This is a genomic window from Pseudanabaena sp. FACHB-1998 (assembly GCF_014696355.1).
Taxonomy (GTDB): Bacteria; Cyanobacteriota; Cyanobacteriia; order Pseudanabaenales; family Pseudanabaenaceae; genus Pseudanabaena.
On record NZ_JACJQA010000039.1, the window covers coordinates 35,820 to 53,060 of the forward strand.

A 17,241-nucleotide genomic window follows, 5' to 3' on the forward strand; every position below is an offset into this window, starting at 1 on the left:
CTACAGGTATACTAATTATCGAATACTTTTTTGATACATTAGATATAGCTGGTTTCGTATCAAAACAGCGTTTTCAATACGTGCGTCCTTAGTTCAGTTGGTAGAACGCAGGTCTCCAAAACCTGATGTCGGGGGTTCGAGTCCCTCAGGGCGCGCTTCACCACACTTAAAATATAGATATGCTCAAGCTTTAAGTTGAACATATCTCACTTATAAAGATTGCAAAAGGATCGCAAGAGTTGCCCCTATGACCAAAAACGAACTAAAAGAGCAACCAAAAGAAATATCAAAGTCTGACTCAGAATCGACATCTGACATCTCTGGTATATCTCAGTTTTTTGCAGACTCCAAAGCCGAGTTCGGCAAAATTGTTTGGCCTAGCCGCCAACAACTTATTAGTGAATCTGCATCTGTTCTTTTAATGATCGTTGCGGTTGCAACTTTTGTTTATCTAATTGATGCATTGTTTAGAACACTAGCATTGCAGGTGTTTCAATAATGTTTACTGAAGACATCGACCATTATTCTAGCCAAGAGGAATCAGACGTACTATTTCAATGGTATGCCGTCCAAATTGCCTCTGGTTGCGAAAAAAAGGTTAAGTCAAGCCTAGAACAACGCATCAAGACCCTTGATGTGGAAGATAGGATTAAGCAGATCGAAATTCCGCAAACACCTACAGTCAAGCTCAGAAAAGATGGTAGTCGTCAGACCTCTGAAGAAAAAATCTTTCCTGGGTATGTTCTTATCCAGATTAAGACTGTCAAAAATGAAGCTGGACAACTAGAAGTTGATGACGATGCATGGTTGGCTGTAAAAAGCACTCCCCATGTAATCAACTTTGTGGGTACAGAACAAAAACGTCACTATGGTCGTGGTCGCGGACATGTTAAGCCCCGTCCTCTGACCGAAAAAGAAGTCGAAAGAATCTTCCGTGTCACCGTCGAGCAAGAGCCAGTAGTCAAAATTGATATGGCTCAAGGCGACAAAATCAAAGTGCTTAATGGACCTTTCAAAGATTTTGAAGGTGAAGTGGTTGAAGTTAGCCCAGAGCGCAGTAAGCTGAAAGCCCTTCTCTCGATCTTTGGTAGAGATACGCCTGTAGAACTAGAGTTCAATCAGGTACAAAAGCAAAATTAAATTCGCTTAAACTCAAGTTTTTAGCGTCTTTAGTAGAAATTTTAACGGCTATCATTGGCTAAAAAAGAAAATGGCTAAAAAAGTTACGGCAATTATCAAGTTAGCACTTAATGCTGGCAAAGCAAGCCCAACTCCACCAGTTGGTCCTGCCTTGGGTCAGCATGGTGTAAACATTATGATGTTTTGTAAGGAATATAATGCCCGTACTGCCGATCAGGCAGGTATGGTTATTCCTGTAGAAATATCTGTATATGAAGATAGAAGTTTTACCTTCATCCTCAAAACTCCTCCTGCATCAGTTTTAATTCAAAAAGCTGCTGGCATTACCTCTGGATCGGCAGAACCTAACCGTAAGAAAGTTGGTTCAATTACTCGCGATCAGCTTCGCCAAATTGCGGAAACCAAGATGCCAGACATCAATGCCAATGACATTGATGCGGCGATGAAGATTATCGAAGGTACTGCTAAAAACATGGGCGTTACTATTACTGCCTAAGTTTAGAAGTCTTTAGATGAAATCTTTAAATACTTATAACTTCAATTAAATAAGTATCTCAACCACAACAATCAAAACTTTAGTTGGGGGAGGAAATTAATTTTCCGATCGCACCCCGTAGGAGCAATCATGGCAAAAAAAGTATCAAAGCGTCTTAGGGAAGCTCAAAGTAAAGTTGAGGAGCGTCCTTATGAACCTACTGAAGCTCTAGAACTAGTCAAAGCAACAGCGACAGCTAAGTTTGCGGAATCAGTAGAAGCTCACGTCCGTTTAGGTATAGATCCTAAGTACGCCGACCAACAATTGCGTACTACCGTAACCCTTCCCAAAGGAACTGGTCAGACCATTCGAGTAGCGGTAATCGCCCGTGGGGAAAAAGTTGCTGAAGCAACAGCCGCAGGTGCAGATATCGCTGGTTCTGAAGAACTAATTGATGAAATCAGCAAGGGCAGAATGGACTTTGATTTGCTGATTTCTACACCCGACATGATGCCGCAGGTGGCTAAACTCGGTAAGTTGCTCGGTCCAAGAGGCTTGATGCCTTCGCCTAAAGGTGGTACGGTAACTACTGATTTGGGTGGTGCAATTAATGAGTTCAAAGCTGGTAAGCTAGAATTCCGTGCCGATCGCACAGGCATTGTTCACATCCTATTTGGCAAAGCTGCGTTTTCCGCAGAAGATTTACTTGCCAACCTCAAAGCTTTGCAAGAAACGATTGACCGCAATCGTCCATCTGGCGCGAAGGGCAGATACTGGCGATCGCTATATGTATCTGCAACTATGGGACCTGCGATTGAGGTCGATGTCGCTGCACTGCGCGATCTCAAGTTGTCAGAAGCATAGTTATAAAGCCTTTTAAAGTCATTATTTTTGTCAAAGTTATTGCTTTCATAAAGTTGAAACTTTGACAAAAATAAGAAAGCCAAATCTAAATTGTTGTTATAAGCCTAGAGAGAAATTTCTACAACTGAATAGCTCCAAAGACAGCAGGTGCTAATGGCTTAATTTCCTGCCGAGGTGATTACAAAGGATTCCAATTTGGATACCTTTTGAGCCTTGGTCTTTTAAAAGATAAGGCTTTTTTTATGGCTTTAAGGGTTCTATAGCAAGGTTTAAAGTTATAAGTCAACTTTAAATCTTACGAAAAACAAAAGGAGGTGAAAAATATATGGGCAAGACCCTAGACCAGAAAAAAGTTTTAGTCGGTGAAATGGCAAAAGAGTTTGAAGGAACTCAGATGGTCATGGTCATTGACTTTGCAACTTTGACAGTGGCGGAAATTACTAAGCTCCGTCGCTCACTTCGTTCCACAGGAACAGTGTGCAGAACTACCAAAAACACTTTGCTCAAGCAAGCAATTTCTACAACTCCTGAATGGAAGCCTCTTGAAAGTTTCTTGACTGGACCTTCTGCTTGCTTGTTTGTTAAGGAAGACATTGGTGGTGCTGTTAAAGCCTATCAAGCTTTCCAGAAGGAATCTAAGAAAACCGAACTTCGGGGCGGTGTCTTAGAAGGTCGCGCGTTGTCTGCAAAAGACTTGCAGGCGATCGCCGATCTCCCCTCCAAGGAAGTTCTTATCTCTCAAATTGCTGGTGCAATCAATGCTGTTACTGCCAAGATTGCGATCGGTATCAAAGAGGTTCCCCAATCTTTGGGACGCGCTATCAAAGCTGTTTCCGAAAAAGAAGCTGCTTAGATCGTTATTGGCTATTAGCGTCTAGCTATTAGCTCAATCTCTCCAAAATGCTTAAGGCTAACCGCCTGAAGCGACCAAAACTAAAATCTAATAACTGACTAAATCAAAGAGAAAACCTATGTCCGCAAAAATTGACAGCATTGTTGAAGAACTAAAGACTTTGACCCTTCTTGAAGCTTCTGAATTGGTTAAAGCAATCGAAGAAACCTTTGGTGTTTCTGCTGCTGCTCCTGTTGGTGGTATGGTAATGGCTGCTGCTGGCGCTGCTGCTCCTGCTGAAGAAGTTGAAGAGAAGACCTCTTTTGACTTGGTACTTGATGAAGTTCCTGCTGATAAGAAGATTGCCGTTCTGAAGATCGTCCGTGAAATCACAGGCTTGGGCTTGAAGGATGCTAAGGACATGGTTGAGTCTACTCCTAAGACCATCAAGGAAGCTATGCCTAAGGCTGATGCTGAAGCTGCTAAGAAGCAAATCGAAGAAGCTGGTGGTAAGGTTTCCATCAAGTAATTGTTGGCAACAACTAATTTTTTTGAATGTCTTGCAAAGCAAGACATTCAAGATAAATAAAGGCACGCATAGCGTGCCTTTATTATTAAGATAGTGAGGTACAAACAAAGTACTTCACAATTACTTTGCATAAGTACTTTGATTTTATGAATGATCCTCTGTCTGAATTATTTGCCGTAATTGTCGATCGCCGCGAGCATCCGCAAGAAAGCTCCTATACCTGTAAATTGTTTGCAGGTGGCGATAATAAGATTTTAAAGAAAATAGGTGAAGAATCTGCGGAAGTGGTCATGGCTTGTAAGGATGATGATCCTGATGCGATCGCTGGTGAAGTAGCGGATTTGTTTTATCACACCTTGGTAGCGATCGCCCATCACCATGTCGATCTGCAATTGGTCTACGACAAACTAGCCCAACGCCGCTAACCTATAAACAAAACATAGCTACGCCATTTTTTGTTTTGAAAATTTTTTACTGGATTTCTTTTTTAGTGGCGGCGCTTCGCGCCGCCACTTGCTTCTGGTTTTGTGTCCTAACAAGAATGCCAACAGCTATAAAACCGATAAATGAAAGCAGGTGCTTTACACCTGCTTTCATTTATCGGTTTTAATTTATTTGAATAATGCAGTAAGATTACCTATGAGTTAATCAAAGGGTAGATTGCTGTGGCATCGAATAGTGTAGAGCGTTCTGAGTCTCTTACTGGCAGTATTATAAAAGGCACTCTCAAAGCTGTTGGTGGCACGTTACTGGGCATTATCATGATTGGTGGTGCAGCAGTAGCTGGCGGACTAGTGGGACTAGCCCTAAGTTTTCGGGATCTACCAGATGTGAGGGTTCTGAAAGGCTATGTACCCGTAGAAACAACTTATATTTATGATATCAATGGTGAGTTAATCGCCCGCTTACATGGTGACGTTAACCGTGAAGTCGTTACCCTCGATCGCATTTCTCCCCATTTAAAGCGATCGGTTCTGGCGATGGAAGATGCCTACTTTTACACCCATAAAGGCATTGATCCCAGTGGGATCGGTCGGGCAGTTTTAGCCAACTTTAATGCTGGAGGAACCGTAGAAGGAGGATCTACCTTAACGCAGCAATTAGTTAAAAACTTATTTTTATCAAACGAACGTAGTCTTAATCGCAAAGTTGCTGAAGCAGTTTTAGCAATGCGAGTAGAACAGGTATTTACCAAGGAGCAAATCCTTGAGATGTATCTTAATCAAGTGTTTTTGGGGAAAAACACTAACGGAGCCGAAACCGCTTCTCAAAATTACTTTGGTAAATCGGCGGCTGACTTGACCCTCGGCGAATCCGCCATGCTAGCGGGGACTATTCAAGCACCCTCTGTATTTAACCCCGTCGATAATTTTGCGGAAGCTAAGAAGCGCCAAGGATTAGTTTTAGATCGACTTTTAGAACTGGGGTGGTCAACACCTACGGAGGTAAAAGCCGCTAAAGCTCAAAAAATTGTCATTCGCAAACAAGGGATCTCCTACGAAGCTAGCCGTGTACCTTACGTGTCACAGGCTGTAACTGCGGAATTAGAAGAAAAATTTGGTAAAGATGTGGTGTTGCAGGGTGGTTTGCGCGTGCAGACTACGATTGATCTGAAACTCCAAAGAATTGCTGAAGAAGTTGCGGCAGAGGGGCATAAGGATCTGGTCGATCGCGGAGCGTATGCTGATCAATTAGCCTTAGTAGCGGTCGATCCGCGTACAGGTTTTGTGAAAGCGCTAGTGGGAGGTGTTGGTGATTTTGATAAAAACCAATTTAACCGAGCCGTATTAGCCAGAAGACAATTAGGTTCTTCGTTTAAGCCTTTCGTTTACTATGCAGCTTTTGCCACAGGCAACTATACTCCTGACTCGGTGATCGATGATAGTCCGATGACGATTCCCGATGGGGACGAACCCTATGTACCGCGCAACTATGACAACAAGTTTTCAGGTTCTATTAGTATTCGTCAGGCGATCGCTGTATCCCGCAATATTCCCGCCATTAAGTTAGGCATTGAGGTGGGTAACGACAATGTAATTGCAATCTGTCGCAAACTGGGAATTAATAGCCCGCTTAAACCCGTAGTATCCTTGCCTCTAGGTGCTGCTGATGTAACTCCCATGGAAATAGCGGGAGCCTATGCCGTATTTGCGAGTGGTGGCTATAAATCGAAAACTACTTTGATTGCTCGTGTAACCGATCGCAATGGCAACTTGGTTTTAGATAACACGCCCAAACCCGAGCTAATTCTTGATCCGATAGCTGTTTCTTATTTAACTGATGCGTTAAGAGGTGTAATTACTAATGGGACGGCAACTGAGGCGCAACTTAGCGAAGGACGACCTGTTGCAGGGAAAACAGGAACCACTTCGGATTTTCGTGATGCTTGGTTTGTGGGATATGTACCCCAATTATCTGTAGCGATTTGGATCGGCAATGATGATTATTCGCCTATGGCAAATGGGGTTACGGGTGGTGTTTATGTCGTTCCCATTTGGCGCAAGTTTATGGAAAGAGCTTTAGCAGGGCAACCGATTGAGCAATTCCCTGTGCCTGCGGAAATTCAAGACAAAGAAGGTGGTAAAAAGAAAAATTAACTATGCCACTAACCAAATTCACTCAGTTTTTGTTTGTATTACAGCTATTTGTATACTCAACTCTCATTTCGGCTGTAATCAAATACCTTGCGCCATTATTACCATCACTTAACGATCTATCCATAGAAGCAATGAATGCGATCTCCCTTGCGGCGATTAGCTTACCGATCGCCTTGTTTGCCTTTGTGTTATGGATAAAGCGCTACTAAAACCCCAAAAGCGAGTTGTGGCACTTCGCGCCACAACTCGCTTTTGGGGTTTGGTTAAGATTAAATTTCTGAAGAACTGGAATATTTTTTGGTCATGATAAAACAATTACGACCATCGGCTTCAGATTCGTAGCTTAAGTTATCCGCGATCGTTTTTGCTATAACTAAGCCCCTTCCGCCTGTAGGAATGTCGTCAATACTTTCTAAGTTTTGATTTCGCTGGGCTTCGGTCATGCGCCGATCCATTTCTGTCTTAAAGTCAAAGGGCTTGCCATAGTCCCAGATTTTAAGCTCCAAGCTCCCTTCTGATTCATGGATGAGTACTTCAATATCAATCGGTGTTTCCTCTGGCATGGCTTCGTGGGCATAGGAAACGACATTAGTAAACACTTCAACCAATACGAGATTGCATTGCATCCATGTATTTTTGGGCAAAATGGTTTGAAACTGCTCAAACCAGTCCTGTAACTTGGTAAGAGCGTAGATATCACTGTTAACTTGGATATGATAATGCTGTGACACTGAAAGTATTTTTTAACGTTTGGCGAATCTGATATTTAAAAATTGAGCTTTAAAAGTTGAGCTTTGAAAATTGAGCTTTATTGACGGTTATACCAACGCATTAGCACCCCTGCAAGTTTTTCGGAATCATGACACACAGTCCCATTATTCTTTTCTCGCATTATATTGGCTACTAGTACGGGACAACCAATTTTGGCAAGATTTTCACGATCTAAATAGGTGAAGTGGGAGCCGAAAGATTCATAGTGTTGTAGCGATCGCTCAGAAGGTGGATATTTTTGGACTAAAACCACATCAAACAATCGTACGCCAGCTAACTCATCTAAAACTCGTACATAATCAGATACGGTGTAACCGTCAGTTTCTCCTACCTGACTCATGATATTACAAAGATAGATTGATGGTACATTCCGATTGATCAATGCTTGTAAAATATCTGGAACCAGCAAATTAGGAATAATGCTGGTGTAAAGACTGCCGGGTCCGATGATAATCAGATCGGCTTCATTAATGTCATCAATAGCTTGAGGTAAGCCTTTGGGATTTTCGGGTTTACAACCAATATGTTTGATTTTGCCCTTAGCTTCAGGAATATTGGACTCGCCCTCTACATAGCGTCCATCCTCAAACTCCGCCCATAAAACCATGTGATCGAGGGTGGCAGGTAGTACCCGACCACGAACAGCTAAAACCTGTGAACTCGCGGCGATCGCCTTTTCGAGATCCCCAGTCACTTCACTCATGGCGGTCAGAAATAAATTACCGAAGCTATGCCCTGAAAGCCCTTCACCTGTTTTAAATCGATATTGAAATAACTCAGTAACTAATTTTTCCTCATCCGCTAAGGCGGCAAGGCAATTACGAATATCCCCCGGAGGCAAGACCCCATGCTCACGGCGCAAGCGCCCTGACGAGCCACCATCATCCGCGACCGTCACGATCGCCGTAATATTGGCGCTATATTGCTTGAGACCCCGTAATAAATTGGATAAGCCTGTCCCCCCCCCAACGGTGACAATTTTGGGACCGCGATTGAGTTTGCGATGGGAGACTAATAAATCTACGAGTTCCTTGTCTTGATCAGGCATCAGTACTTGAGTAATCGACCCAAGGGCTCGTTTCTGACCAAACCAAAGCAAGCCCAGCCCGATCGCCAAGGCAATGGGCCCACTGATATTTCGTGGCAAAATCGAGACTAATAAATCGAGTGTATTACCAATTACTCGCGATAGAAATAAAATTGGGGTCAGTCTGGCGGAAATGGCAATACCTAAGACGATCAAAATAATGCCAATAATGCTGACAAAAAGCCATCGCTTGACTAGCAATCCTGGCAAAAACCACTGGAATCCTCTCAGCCACTTTTTTTGTTTAGTTGTGGGGCGATATCGACTCGCTGATGGCTTTTTGGAGGTCTTCATCTAGCATCCTGTAATGTGTATCAATACTTCGCGGGTATGTCCCATATTGCGATGTTCCCAGACAAAAATCCCTTGCCAAGTACCGAGGGCAAGTTTACCATTGGCGATCGGGATAGTTTCTGAGGTTTTAGTTAGGGTGCTGCGAATGTGGGATGGCATATCGTCAACACCTTCGGAAATATGGCGATATTGGCTAGCATCTTCGGGGATAAGCTTACTAAAAAATGTTTCTAGGTCAGCTAATACATCGGGATCAGCATTTTCTTGAATGATCAAACTGGCAGATGTATGTCTTAAAAAGACGTTACACAGTCCCATCTTTATCCCTGATTGGGTTAATACTGCTTCCACTTGGCGGGTAATATTGTGGAGATTCTTACCGTTGGTACGCAGAGCAATGGTTTGCTGCACCATTTGTAATGGTTGGGTTTGTAATGTTTGGGCTATTTGGGATTGATTGGCAATCATAATATGAATTTCAACAGGCTTCTAAAAAGGCGCTAACTATAGACAATGCTACCACTGGGGCTGTGACTGCTGATAAGACCCGATCGCCTAGAGAAACAGGAATAAATCCTGCGGCGATCGCCATTTCTTCTTCTCGTTCTGTCCATCCGCCTTCGCAACCGATCGCCATAAATATTTGCGATCGCGCTTCGACATCATTAATACTTTGTAAATTCACGCTTTGTAAAGCATTGAGCAAATGGGGGACATCGGCACGAATCACGCAAATATATTTGTGAGATTGCTCTAGTAATTGCGTGGAATTATTTAGCCATTCCTTGAAAGATTGGGGAGGATTTATCTCTGGCACATAGTTTCGTAGGGAAAGCTCGGCGGCTTCCTCGGCAATGCGTTGCCAGCGATCGCGTTTTTGAGTGCCAATATCTGTCCCTGATTTGATAACGGTGCGATCGCTAAATAATGGCGAAATTTGGCGCACCCCTAGCTCGGTCGTTTGGCGAATGATGGACTCGATATTGCTGCCTTTAGGCATGGCGATGCCAAGGGTGATGTGGGCAAATAATTCGGAATTATTTTCTAGTTGATCAATAATTTTTGCTTGAATAGTTTCCCCATCGGCGGCGATCGCTAATTGAGAAAGCCACCATCCACCTTGGCGATCGAGGGCAATAAATTCAGCCCCCAGTTCGAGGCGCAATACGTTGGTTAAATAGTGTTTCTGCTCTGGAGTGAGGGCGATCGCGCTATGAATTTGCAGATTTTGGGTGACTTGGTGGGCTTGTAAAGTTACCCTTTGCAATCTCCGTTTTTTTAGTTGATTTTTACTTTGAGTTTTCGGAAGTAGCATATTTTCCTTAAATTCATATTTTGGGAATTATAGCTGTCGTCACTTGAATTAGGTCGGGAACCACCGAAGCGAGAGGCGGCGCAAAGCGCCGCCTCTCGCTTCGGGTTTTGTTTTCTAATCAAGACAGACGACAGCTATAAAAAACAAATCCAGTTAAAGCAAAGAACAAAATGGCATTGCCATTTTGTTCTTTGCTTTAAGTAAAAAATTTTATTTTGGGCTAAAGAGCCAGCCCTTTTTCCAGAAGTAAAAGATTAAACCTCCTGAAATACCTAACATTCCGACCCAACAACCCACATAACCGTAGGGCATTTTCAGTTCAGGCATATTGCCCGCCAAACTAGTATCAAAATTCATGCCATACAGACCAACCACAAAAGTTAGGGGAATGAAGAGGGTCGAAATCACGGTCAAGAAACGCATTACCTCGTTAGTGCTATTGCTCAAGGAAGACAGATAAATATCCATCAAGTTAGCCGCAAGTTCGCGGTAAGTCTCTACCATGTCGATCACCTGTACGGTATGGTCATAGCAGTCGCGCAAAAATACCCGAACATCGCGATCGATCAAGGGACTCTCTTCGCGAATGAGAGAATTAATCGCATCTCTTTGCGGCCAAATGGCGCGGCGCAGTAGCAATAATTCTCGCTTAATTTTATGGATTTTATCAAGGGTTTGGCGCGTGGGCTTATCCACCACTTCATCTTGCAAGTCTTCTAAACGCTCGCCATAGTCTTCTAACACGGGAAAAAATCCATCAACGATCGCATCAATGAGGGCATAAGTAAGATAGTCGGCTTTTTGCGATCGGATCACCCCACGATTGCGATGGATACGCTGGCGAATTGGCTCAAATACATCATTTTCAGGCTCCTCTTGCACTGTTAAGACATAATTTTTCCCCAAAATTAAGCTCACCTGCTCATCATAAAATCCCCGCCCATCTTCACGACTTGTAACCATGTGCAGAATGATCAATTCCTGATCCTCAAAGCTTTCTACCTTTGGTCTTTGGGGAATATTCACGATATCCTCAAGAACCAATTCATGGAGACTAAAAACTTTGCCTAAGCGCTTCAAAACATCCTCAGAGCCTAACCCCTGTACATCCACCCATGACACCGACTGACTATCAAGATAAGGAAAGCATTCCTCTGGAGTTGCCAATTGAACTCCCAGTGCTTCATCCGTATTGTAATCAATCAAGAAAATATTCGGAATGCTGGCATCTTCATCAATGATTAATGTCCCAGGTGGACTGCCGGGTTCTGGCTCATTAAAATCATAAAATTCTAATTCCTCGTCATTTTCGGAGTCAGCTTCGATCGAACTAGGCTTAAATCTGGTGGGGTTGTGAAGCATGGTTAAGCGATTCGTGAAATACACTTGTCAGTGTGCCACATTGTTAAGGCTAGTCCGTCTATATAAGCGGGAAATCTTGTCGCTCTCAACCAATAAGAGTGGCAACCAAGCGCCGCCACTCTTATTGGTTGAATACGCCTCCAGAAAAGCAAACATAATTTTTATCAGTTTTCGTGAAGTCTATGAAATGGAAAGCAGCTATCAAAAATTTGTCATGGTTAAATTTGCTATCGATCGCGTCCGTGGGGTATCTCAGTACATTTGCGGGAGGGGCGATCGCGGGAGCTTTGCCCGACAAAATTTTATGGGGTAAGCCAACCTGCGATGTAAGTACGGCGGAGATTTTACGGAAACATGAATTACGAAAATTAGCCCTAGTCAGTGCCACCGATCCTAAGCTCCAAGCGCAATATCAGTCTCAATATCAAGGAATTATTCAAAAACATAAATCAGATTTACAAACCTGTCGCGATCGCCTCGCACCTCAAACCCAAGCGACATGGCTGCGCCTCTATCCCAATGATGTTAAGGCTGGGGTGCTAGAAGATGTCTTTGATAAGATGGCGAATCGGGGCTATAACCAAGTTTTTATTGAAGTTTTTTATGATGGGCGGATATTACTGCCTGTGGCGAATAATCCCACACCTTGGCGATCAGTGATGGAAGAAGCCGTCAAGGCGGGTGAAGTGCCTGCGGACTATGATCTCTGGCAAAAGGCGATCGCGATCGGGCGCGAACGAGGCATCAAAGTATACGGCTGGTCGTTTGCAATGAATTTTGGCTATGGCTATAGCGAAGTACGCGGACGGACTGCGGCTCTGGCAATTAATGGCAAAGGTGATAACAGCATTGCCAATACCAATTTTGACCGCAAGCTGGTTGCCAATGGTCGCGCCTTTTATGAAGATGCCTACGAATCCGATCATCTGTTTGTCGATCCCTACAGCCAGATCGCCAAAAATGACTTGCTAGCAGCAGTCAACGCTCTAATGCAGCGTAATCCCGATGGGATGGTCTTTGACTATGTGCGTTATCCCACTAATCTCACTGGTGAATTAATTGATAACGTCAAGCAGCTATGGATTTACGGAGCCTCTTCGCGATCGGCTTTGCTTAATAGCATTGACAACAAAAATGTGAGAGAGATGATGGCGCTCTATCTCAAAAATGGCGACCTCACTGCCGATGATGTCGTTCAGACCGAAAAACAACTCGCCCAAGCCGCTAAGGTCAAACCCAATAATATTAAAAATCCTGCGGAAACTGCGGCGATCGCGGAAGGCTTACTGTGGAATATCGCCACAAACCATGCCTATCAAGGCGTAGTTAATTTTCTCACGGTCGTTACTAATCCCCTCAAGCAAAATAATCTCCCCATCGGCACAGTTTTCTTCCCCAATGGCAATCGTGTGGAATCAGGAAAATATGAGGCAAGAATGCAACCTTGGGATCGCTTCCCTAGCCATATGCAACGCCATCCGATGACCTACGCTCTTTGTGCTGATGGCAAATGTGTTGCCGATCAAGTCAGTGAAGTTGTCCGCCAATCGCCGCCCGAAACTTTAGTTTGTCCAGTGCTTGCTGGCACTTGGGGACAAAGCTTTGATGGACATCCGAGTTTTGAAATCCAAATGCGAGCGATTCTTGCCCAAGAGCCAAAGATTAATTGCTTCAGTCATTTTGTCTATTCATGGATGGAACCCGAAAGCGATCGCCTCCGTAAAGCAGGTAAAGCCACAGGTTTAGAAAGTCCTACAGTTCCAAACTAGTGGTTTACCAACGAAATTATGTAAGTCCCCCCAAACCTGTGGCGCAGGCGCAGCCTGCGCCACAGGTTTGGGGATTTTGTATTTAATTTCGCCTCGCTACTTAAGTTCGTAGAAATCTGCTTGGCAGGTTTCTACGAACTTACATAATTCAATAACTAACTTAACAAGCTCGTCGGTTGTAGGAAGATAAAATCAAGAGGCTAGGACATAGCCGCTTCTGAGGTTCTAGTTAAGTTGCGAGCGCTCTATGAAGAATTTAGGTCAAAGTAATTTATCAGCCCCCAGTCCATCTCAAGTTGACTGGGGAAATCTGATTGTGACGATTGTCTTGCGGATTAGAGAATCCTTGGAACTATTAACAATTTTACAAACAACTGCCGATGAGGTTCATCAACTGCTGGGCTGTGAGCGTGTATTGCTGTATCAGTTTGATCCAGACGGCAGGGGTGAGGTAGTGGTAGAGTCGGTTTCTGAGCCACAGTTTTCCTTGCTTGATCGCGTAGTGCGGGACTTCTGCTTTGAAGAAGCTGAATTAGAACCATTTCGTCAGGGACAGTTCTCAACAAGGACAGATATTGTCGCTGATCATAGTCTTACACCCTGCCATGCGGAGTTTCTCGCGAAGTATCAAATACGAGCAAATCTGGTCTGCCCGATATTTTATCAATCTCAGCTTTGGGGCTTTCTGATTGCCCACAATTGCACTGCACCACGTCAGTGGTTGCCTGACGAAATTAATGGATTACAGCAGATTGCCGTCCATGTCGGTATTGCGCTCTATCAAGCTTCTTTGCTAGAGCAATTGCAAGTTTCTAAAGCATCCTTAGAAGCACAGGTTGCGTCTCGCACTTTTGACTTAGCCCAGCTAGCAGCCATTGTGAAATATTCTCAAGATGCGATCATTAGTAAAACTCTTAACGGTACTATTACTAGTTGGAATCAAGCAGCCGAGAATTTATTGGGATATAGCGCTCAAGATGTAATTGGTCAAAATGTATTAATGCTGATTCCTTTGGAGCGTCAATCTGAAGAATCTCACATTTTATGGGCTATCCATCAAGGTGAAAGAATAGAAACTTACGCAACCCAACGCCTACATCAGAATGGCAGTCTCATAGATGTGGACTTGACGGTTTCGCCGATTAGGGATGAGAACGATAATGTGATTGGTGCATCGAAAATTTTGCGAGATATTCGCGATCGCAAACAAGTGGAACTCGATCTCAAACTTGCTAATCAGCGGCTTAGCGAGCATATTGCTGAACTAAACCAGCGCCATTGGGAAATGGTGAAGTTGAGTGAAATCATTGATTTTCTCCAAGCTTGTTTTACCGTAGACGAGGCTTGTAAGGCTCTGAGTCATTTGATAGAACCGCTCTTCCCCGAATGTGTAGGTGGGATTTTTCTCACCTGTGCTTCTCGCGATCACGTTGAGATGATGTCATTTTGGGGAGAAGCGCTTTATTCGGAAGTTGCTTTTTTGCCTAATAACTGTTGGGCTTTGCGCCGAGGTCGGGTGCATTTTGTAGATCACAGGTCAGGGCTATATTGCAATCATATTTTGTTAGGTGAGGCGATCGATCTTACTCTTTGTATCCCCATGATTGCTCAGGGTGAAACCCTTGGTTTATTTCATCTCAGCACCAATTATGCAAACGCTTTAACTGAATCGAAACAACAACTGGCGAAAACATTAGCAGAACAGGTGGGATTAGCGATCGCCAATCTCCGCTTACAAGAAACCCTGCAACAGCAAAGTATCCGCGATCCCCTCACAGGTTTATTTAACCGCCGCTATCTCCAAGAAACTTTTAACCAAGAACTATCCCGCGCCCAACGTCAGCAGCATCAAATTGGGGTAATCATGCTGGACATTGACCATTTCAAGAAGTTCAACGATACCTATGGACATGAGGCAGGTGACTACGTACTACAAACCGTGGGAACCTTGCTCAAAAAATATGTGCGTGGTTCTGATATTGCCTGTCGCTACGGCGGCGAAGAACTAATCCTCGTTTTGCCAGATTCATCTTTGGAAATCGCTAGTAAACGTGCCGAAGAGATTCGAGAGGCGATCGCCAAAATCTCTCTAACCCATAATGCTCAACATCTAGGCAATCTGACGGCTTCTCTTGGTGTGGCAAGTTTCCCTCAACATGGCGCAACGGGTAGCGCCGTCATGCAATCCGCCGATGCTGCTCTCTATCGCGCCAAAGCCGCAGGGCGCAATCAAGTTTTGACAGCACCACTGCCGAAAATTTAACCTACTTAATTTCTGACAGAGCTTTACGGGTTTGGGCTAAGCCATCAATATTTCCTTGTTGATTAAATAAACGCTCCGCATTTTCCAGAATCTTGCGTGCCTCGGTAGTGCGCTGCTGCGTGATCAGTAGTTTTCCTAGAGCAAGATGTATAGACGCTTCCTCAGGGTTAGTTTCAATAATTTGTCGATAGGCAACGATCGCCCCAGATAAAGAACCTTGCTGAATATAAATATCAGCGATCGCCTGTTGAATTTTGACAAAATTATCAGGGGCAATATTCCGCGCCGAAGCAGCCCGACGCAGAGCCGTGATCGCGTCGTTATACTTTCCTTCGCTTTGAAATACCTTGGCAATGGCGAGATTAGCTTGGGAATGGCGAGGATTGATTTCTAGCGCTCTTTTGTATTTGGCGATCGCCTCTTCGTATTGATTTTGCTCCGCAAATAGCCCACCGATCGCCACCAAAATATCCGCATCAAAGGGTGAAATCCGATCAGCTTGACTATAAGTCTCAAAGGCTCCCTTGCGATCGCCCGTTAATTTCAGAACATAGCCTAAGTTGAGGTAGCTCTTAGCATTTCTAGGCGCAATCGCGATCGCTTGGCGATAGATTTTGGCAGCTTCCGTATAGTTTTTTTGTTCCGTTAGTAAAAAGCCCACACTGTTATAGGCATCAATATTTTGGCGATCCAAGGCGATCGCCCGACGGTAGGCATTAAGTGCATTGCCCGAGTCTTTAATCCTCACATAGACAAAACCCAAAGCATTAAAAGCTTTGGCATTAGTCGCATCTAATTTCGTAGCTCGCTCTAAGACACTAATGGCTGCCGAATAATTATTTTGCTGGGTCAGCAAAAAGCCTAGACTAGTAAGAATTTTGGAATTTTTTGGTTCTAATTGGGAGGCTTGTTGATAGGCTGCGATCGCCCCAGCGATATCATTTTTTTGCCAGAGTTGTCGTCCTTGTCTGATCCAGTCGGTTGCATCTTTTTTAGATTGAGCATAGGCGCTATCTGATACTTGCACCAATACAGGAACTGTCATCCCCCCAGCGATTGCGATCGCCAAGGCGATTTTGGCACAACTAGAAGCAATCCCAGAAGTAAAATTTTGAGTGAGGAAAATTGAACGAAACAATCGCATAAGCTTTTTTAATTTACATACCAATTTATTAAATTTGAAAGTATCGTGGGCAAAGCCCACGATACTTTCAAATTTATTCTGGTGAATTTATTGAGTTTAACTCTTCCATATTAACAAGCTCAACGGAGTTAGGGGCATTACGCGCATCGGTAAAGTCCGTCCCCTCAATACTTTTCAACGTTGATAAATAAGTCCCCGTAAGGTCTGCGCCCACCAGCTTCGCATTAGCCAGATTTGCCCAATTCAGTTTGGCATTAGTTAAATTAGCGCGAGTGAGATTTGCGCCCGATAAGTTTGCCCCAGTAAGATTTGCCCTCGTCAGATCCGCTTCGGTGAGATTTGCGCCGCGCAAATCGGCTCCATTGAGACAAGCACCCGTCAAAAAGGCATTGGCTAAATTAGCCCGACATAACCTTGCCGCAGTTAAGTTAGCGCCCGTTAAAAATGCATTACTAAAATTGGCTTCAACCAAAATAGAATCACTAAGATCCGCCTCAATTAAGAAAGCTTCGGAGAGATTAGCGCCAATCAGCGAAGCCTGTTCCAAAATTGTGCCATTCAGATTTGCTTGAATCAAAATTGAACCACTCAAGTTAGCCCGCACTAAATTAGCCAGATTTAGCTCAACATCTTCTAAATTGGCAACATCCAGCGTCACCTCTTCGAGATCGGATTCAATAAAGTTGGCTCCAGCTAAGTTAGCTCCAGTCAAAATCAATCCTATGAGCGATCGCTTACTAAAGTCGCGATCGCCCAAAGCGTAACTTTCGAGAAGTTCTTTTGCGTTCATTTTTTAAGG

General features: G+C 43.9%; 18 protein-coding genes, 1 tRNA gene, 1 pseudogene and 1 other annotated feature. Of the genes and pseudogenes, 12 read left to right on the forward strand and 8 right to left on the reverse strand.

Annotated features, from left to right (window positions below; translation table 11 throughout):
* Window positions 1-82: 82 nt before the first annotated feature.
* From H6F42_RS16360 to hisE, 8 genes and pseudogenes are all read left to right on the forward strand, one after another.
* Window positions 83-155: transfer RNA gene (locus H6F42_RS16360), tRNA-Trp, on the forward strand.
* A 92-nt stretch (window positions 156-247) separates the two neighbouring features.
* Window positions 248-499, forward strand: a complete 252-nt coding sequence (gene secE, locus H6F42_RS16365) for a preprotein translocase subunit SecE (RefSeq protein ID WP_190400436.1) — start codon at window positions 248-250, stop codon at window positions 497-499.
* A complete protein-coding gene (gene nusG / locus H6F42_RS16370; RefSeq protein WP_190400437.1) occupies window positions 499-1,140 on the forward strand; it encodes a transcription termination/antitermination protein NusG in 642 nt (213 codons plus the stop codon). Before secE ends, nusG begins: the two co-directional genes overlap by 1 nt.
* Before the next feature lie 70 nt (window positions 1,141-1,210).
* A complete protein-coding gene (gene rplK / locus H6F42_RS16375; protein WP_190400438.1) occupies window positions 1,211-1,636 on the forward strand; it encodes a 50S ribosomal protein L11 in 426 nt (141 codons plus the stop codon).
* Between the two features lie 129 nt (window positions 1,637-1,765).
* Window positions 1,766-2,479 (forward strand): 50S ribosomal protein L1, encoded by a 714-nt coding sequence (gene rplA, locus H6F42_RS16380; protein WP_190400439.1) that lies wholly within the window; start codon window positions 1,766-1,768, stop codon window positions 2,477-2,479.
* 116 nt (window positions 2,480-2,595) lie between these two features.
* Window positions 2,596-2,729 (forward strand) — a sequence feature (ribosomal protein L10 leader region).
* 75 nt (window positions 2,730-2,804) lie between these two features.
* A complete protein-coding gene (rplJ, locus tag H6F42_RS16385) occupies window positions 2,805-3,332 on the forward strand; it encodes a 50S ribosomal protein L10 (protein ID WP_190400440.1) in 528 nt (175 codons plus the stop codon).
* 118 nt (window positions 3,333-3,450) lie between these two features.
* Window positions 3,451-3,840: a 50S ribosomal protein L7/L12 gene (gene rplL / locus H6F42_RS16390; RefSeq protein ID WP_190400441.1), complete on the forward strand. Its 390-nt coding sequence runs from the start codon at window positions 3,451-3,453 to the stop codon at window positions 3,838-3,840.
* Window positions 3,841-3,998: 158 nt separating this feature from the next.
* Window positions 3,999-4,265 (forward strand): annotated as a pseudogene (hisE, locus tag H6F42_RS16395) (phosphoribosyl-ATP diphosphatase); the annotation flags it as partial.
* A 46-nt stretch (window positions 4,266-4,311) separates the two neighbouring features.
* Here the strand turns inward: hisE and H6F42_RS22165 are convergent.
* Complete coding sequence (locus tag H6F42_RS22165) at window positions 4,312-4,437, reverse strand: hypothetical protein (RefSeq protein ID WP_277873883.1); 126 nt, start codon at window positions 4,435-4,437, stop codon at window positions 4,312-4,314.
* A 68-nt stretch (window positions 4,438-4,505) separates the two neighbouring features.
* On the opposite strand from H6F42_RS22165, the gene H6F42_RS16400 reads away from it, so the two are divergent.
* Together H6F42_RS16400 and H6F42_RS16405 are read left to right on the forward strand one after the other, a co-directional pair.
* Window positions 4,506-6,437: a PBP1A family penicillin-binding protein gene (locus H6F42_RS16400; RefSeq protein ID WP_347272322.1), complete on the forward strand. Its 1,932-nt coding sequence runs from the start codon at window positions 4,506-4,508 to the stop codon at window positions 6,435-6,437.
* Window positions 6,438-6,439: 2 nt separating this feature from the next.
* The gene (locus H6F42_RS16405) at window positions 6,440-6,646 is read left to right on the forward strand and encodes a hypothetical protein (protein ID WP_190400443.1); all 207 of its coding nucleotides are present in this window, start codon (window positions 6,440-6,442) and stop codon (window positions 6,644-6,646) included.
* Between the two features lie 60 nt (window positions 6,647-6,706).
* On the opposite strand, the gene H6F42_RS16410 is transcribed toward H6F42_RS16405, so the two are convergent.
* The 5 genes from H6F42_RS16410 to corA form a co-directional block, all read right to left on the reverse strand.
* On the reverse strand, window positions 6,707-7,168 hold the full coding sequence (locus H6F42_RS16410; RefSeq protein WP_190400444.1) for an ATP-binding protein: 462 nt from the start codon (window positions 7,166-7,168) through the stop codon (window positions 6,707-6,709).
* A gap of 77 nt (window positions 7,169-7,245) precedes the next feature.
* On the reverse strand, window positions 7,246-8,589 hold the full coding sequence (locus H6F42_RS16415; protein ID WP_190400445.1) for a gluconeogenesis factor YvcK family protein: 1,344 nt from the start codon (window positions 8,587-8,589) through the stop codon (window positions 7,246-7,248).
* Window positions 8,590-9,057 carry a secondary thiamine-phosphate synthase enzyme YjbQ gene (locus tag H6F42_RS16420; protein WP_242018479.1) on the reverse strand — a complete coding sequence of 156 codons (468 nt, stop codon included), beginning with the start codon at window positions 9,055-9,057 and terminating at the stop codon, window positions 8,590-8,592.
* A gap of 10 nt (window positions 9,058-9,067) precedes the next feature.
* Window positions 9,068-9,904 (reverse strand): 16S rRNA (uracil(1498)-N(3))-methyltransferase, encoded by an 837-nt coding sequence (locus H6F42_RS16425; RefSeq protein WP_190400446.1) that lies wholly within the window; start codon window positions 9,902-9,904, stop codon window positions 9,068-9,070.
* A gap of 210 nt (window positions 9,905-10,114) precedes the next feature.
* Window positions 10,115-11,266, reverse strand: a complete 1,152-nt coding sequence (gene corA, locus H6F42_RS16430) for a magnesium/cobalt transporter CorA (RefSeq protein WP_190400447.1) — start codon at window positions 11,264-11,266, stop codon at window positions 10,115-10,117.
* A gap of 182 nt (window positions 11,267-11,448) precedes the next feature.
* On the opposite strand from corA, the gene H6F42_RS16435 reads away from it, so the two are divergent.
* Both H6F42_RS16435 and H6F42_RS16440 read left to right on the forward strand, forming a co-directional pair.
* On the forward strand, window positions 11,449-13,035 hold the full coding sequence (locus H6F42_RS16435; RefSeq protein WP_190400448.1) for a hypothetical protein: 1,587 nt from the start codon (window positions 11,449-11,451) through the stop codon (window positions 13,033-13,035).
* A 247-nt stretch (window positions 13,036-13,282) separates the two neighbouring features.
* A complete protein-coding gene (locus H6F42_RS16440; protein WP_190400449.1) occupies window positions 13,283-15,298 on the forward strand; it encodes a diguanylate cyclase in 2,016 nt (671 codons plus the stop codon).
* Window position 15,299: 1 nt separating this feature from the next.
* Here H6F42_RS16440 and H6F42_RS16445 read toward each other — a convergent pair whose 3' ends face one another.
* Complete coding sequence (locus tag H6F42_RS16445) at window positions 15,300-16,442, reverse strand: tetratricopeptide repeat protein (protein ID WP_190400450.1); 1,143 nt, start codon at window positions 16,440-16,442, stop codon at window positions 15,300-15,302.
* A gap of 73 nt (window positions 16,443-16,515) precedes the next feature.
* On the reverse strand, window positions 16,516-17,232 hold the full coding sequence (locus H6F42_RS16450; RefSeq protein ID WP_190400451.1) for a pentapeptide repeat-containing protein: 717 nt from the start codon (window positions 17,230-17,232) through the stop codon (window positions 16,516-16,518).
* Window positions 17,233-17,241 lie beyond the last annotated feature (9 nt).

What these genes read in the sequence shown, in the direction of transcription:
- rplJ (WP_190400440.1), top strand. Translation starts at nt 2,805, where the DNA reads ATGGGCAAGACCCTAGACCAGAAAAAAGTTTTAGTCGGTGAAATGGCA.
- H6F42_RS22165 (WP_277873883.1), bottom strand. Translation starts at nt 4,437, where the DNA reads ATGAAAGCAGGTGTAAAGCACCTGCTTTCATTTATCGGTTTTATAGCT.
- H6F42_RS16420 (WP_242018479.1), bottom strand. Translation starts at nt 9,057, where the DNA reads ATGATTGCCAATCAATCCCAAATAGCCCAAACATTACAAACCCAACCA.
- rplK (WP_190400438.1), top strand. Translation starts at nt 1,211, where the DNA reads ATGGCTAAAAAAGTTACGGCAATTATCAAGTTAGCACTTAATGCTGGC.
- rplA (WP_190400439.1), top strand. Translation starts at nt 1,766, where the DNA reads ATGGCAAAAAAAGTATCAAAGCGTCTTAGGGAAGCTCAAAGTAAAGTT.
- H6F42_RS16415 (WP_190400445.1), bottom strand. Translation starts at nt 8,589, where the DNA reads ATGAAGACCTCCAAAAAGCCATCAGCGAGTCGATATCGCCCCACAACT.
- H6F42_RS16450 (WP_190400451.1), bottom strand. Translation starts at nt 17,232, where the DNA reads ATGAACGCAAAAGAACTTCTCGAAAGTTACGCTTTGGGCGATCGCGAC.
- H6F42_RS16435 (WP_190400448.1), top strand. Translation starts at nt 11,449, where the DNA reads ATGAAATGGAAAGCAGCTATCAAAAATTTGTCATGGTTAAATTTGCTA.
- H6F42_RS16445 (WP_190400450.1), bottom strand. Translation starts at nt 16,442, where the DNA reads ATGCGATTGTTTCGTTCAATTTTCCTCACTCAAAATTTTACTTCTGGG.
- corA (WP_190400447.1), bottom strand. Translation starts at nt 11,266, where the DNA reads ATGCTTCACAACCCCACCAGATTTAAGCCTAGTTCGATCGAAGCTGAC.
- H6F42_RS16405 (WP_190400443.1), top strand. Translation starts at nt 6,440, where the DNA reads ATGCCACTAACCAAATTCACTCAGTTTTTGTTTGTATTACAGCTATTT.
- H6F42_RS16440 (WP_190400449.1), top strand. Translation starts at nt 13,283, where the DNA reads ATGAAGAATTTAGGTCAAAGTAATTTATCAGCCCCCAGTCCATCTCAA.
- rplL (WP_190400441.1), top strand. Translation starts at nt 3,451, where the DNA reads ATGTCCGCAAAAATTGACAGCATTGTTGAAGAACTAAAGACTTTGACC.
- nusG (WP_190400437.1), top strand. Translation starts at nt 499, where the DNA reads ATGTTTACTGAAGACATCGACCATTATTCTAGCCAAGAGGAATCAGAC.
- secE (WP_190400436.1), top strand. Translation starts at nt 248, where the DNA reads ATGACCAAAAACGAACTAAAAGAGCAACCAAAAGAAATATCAAAGTCT.
- H6F42_RS16425 (WP_190400446.1), bottom strand. Translation starts at nt 9,904, where the DNA reads ATGCTACTTCCGAAAACTCAAAGTAAAAATCAACTAAAAAAACGGAGA.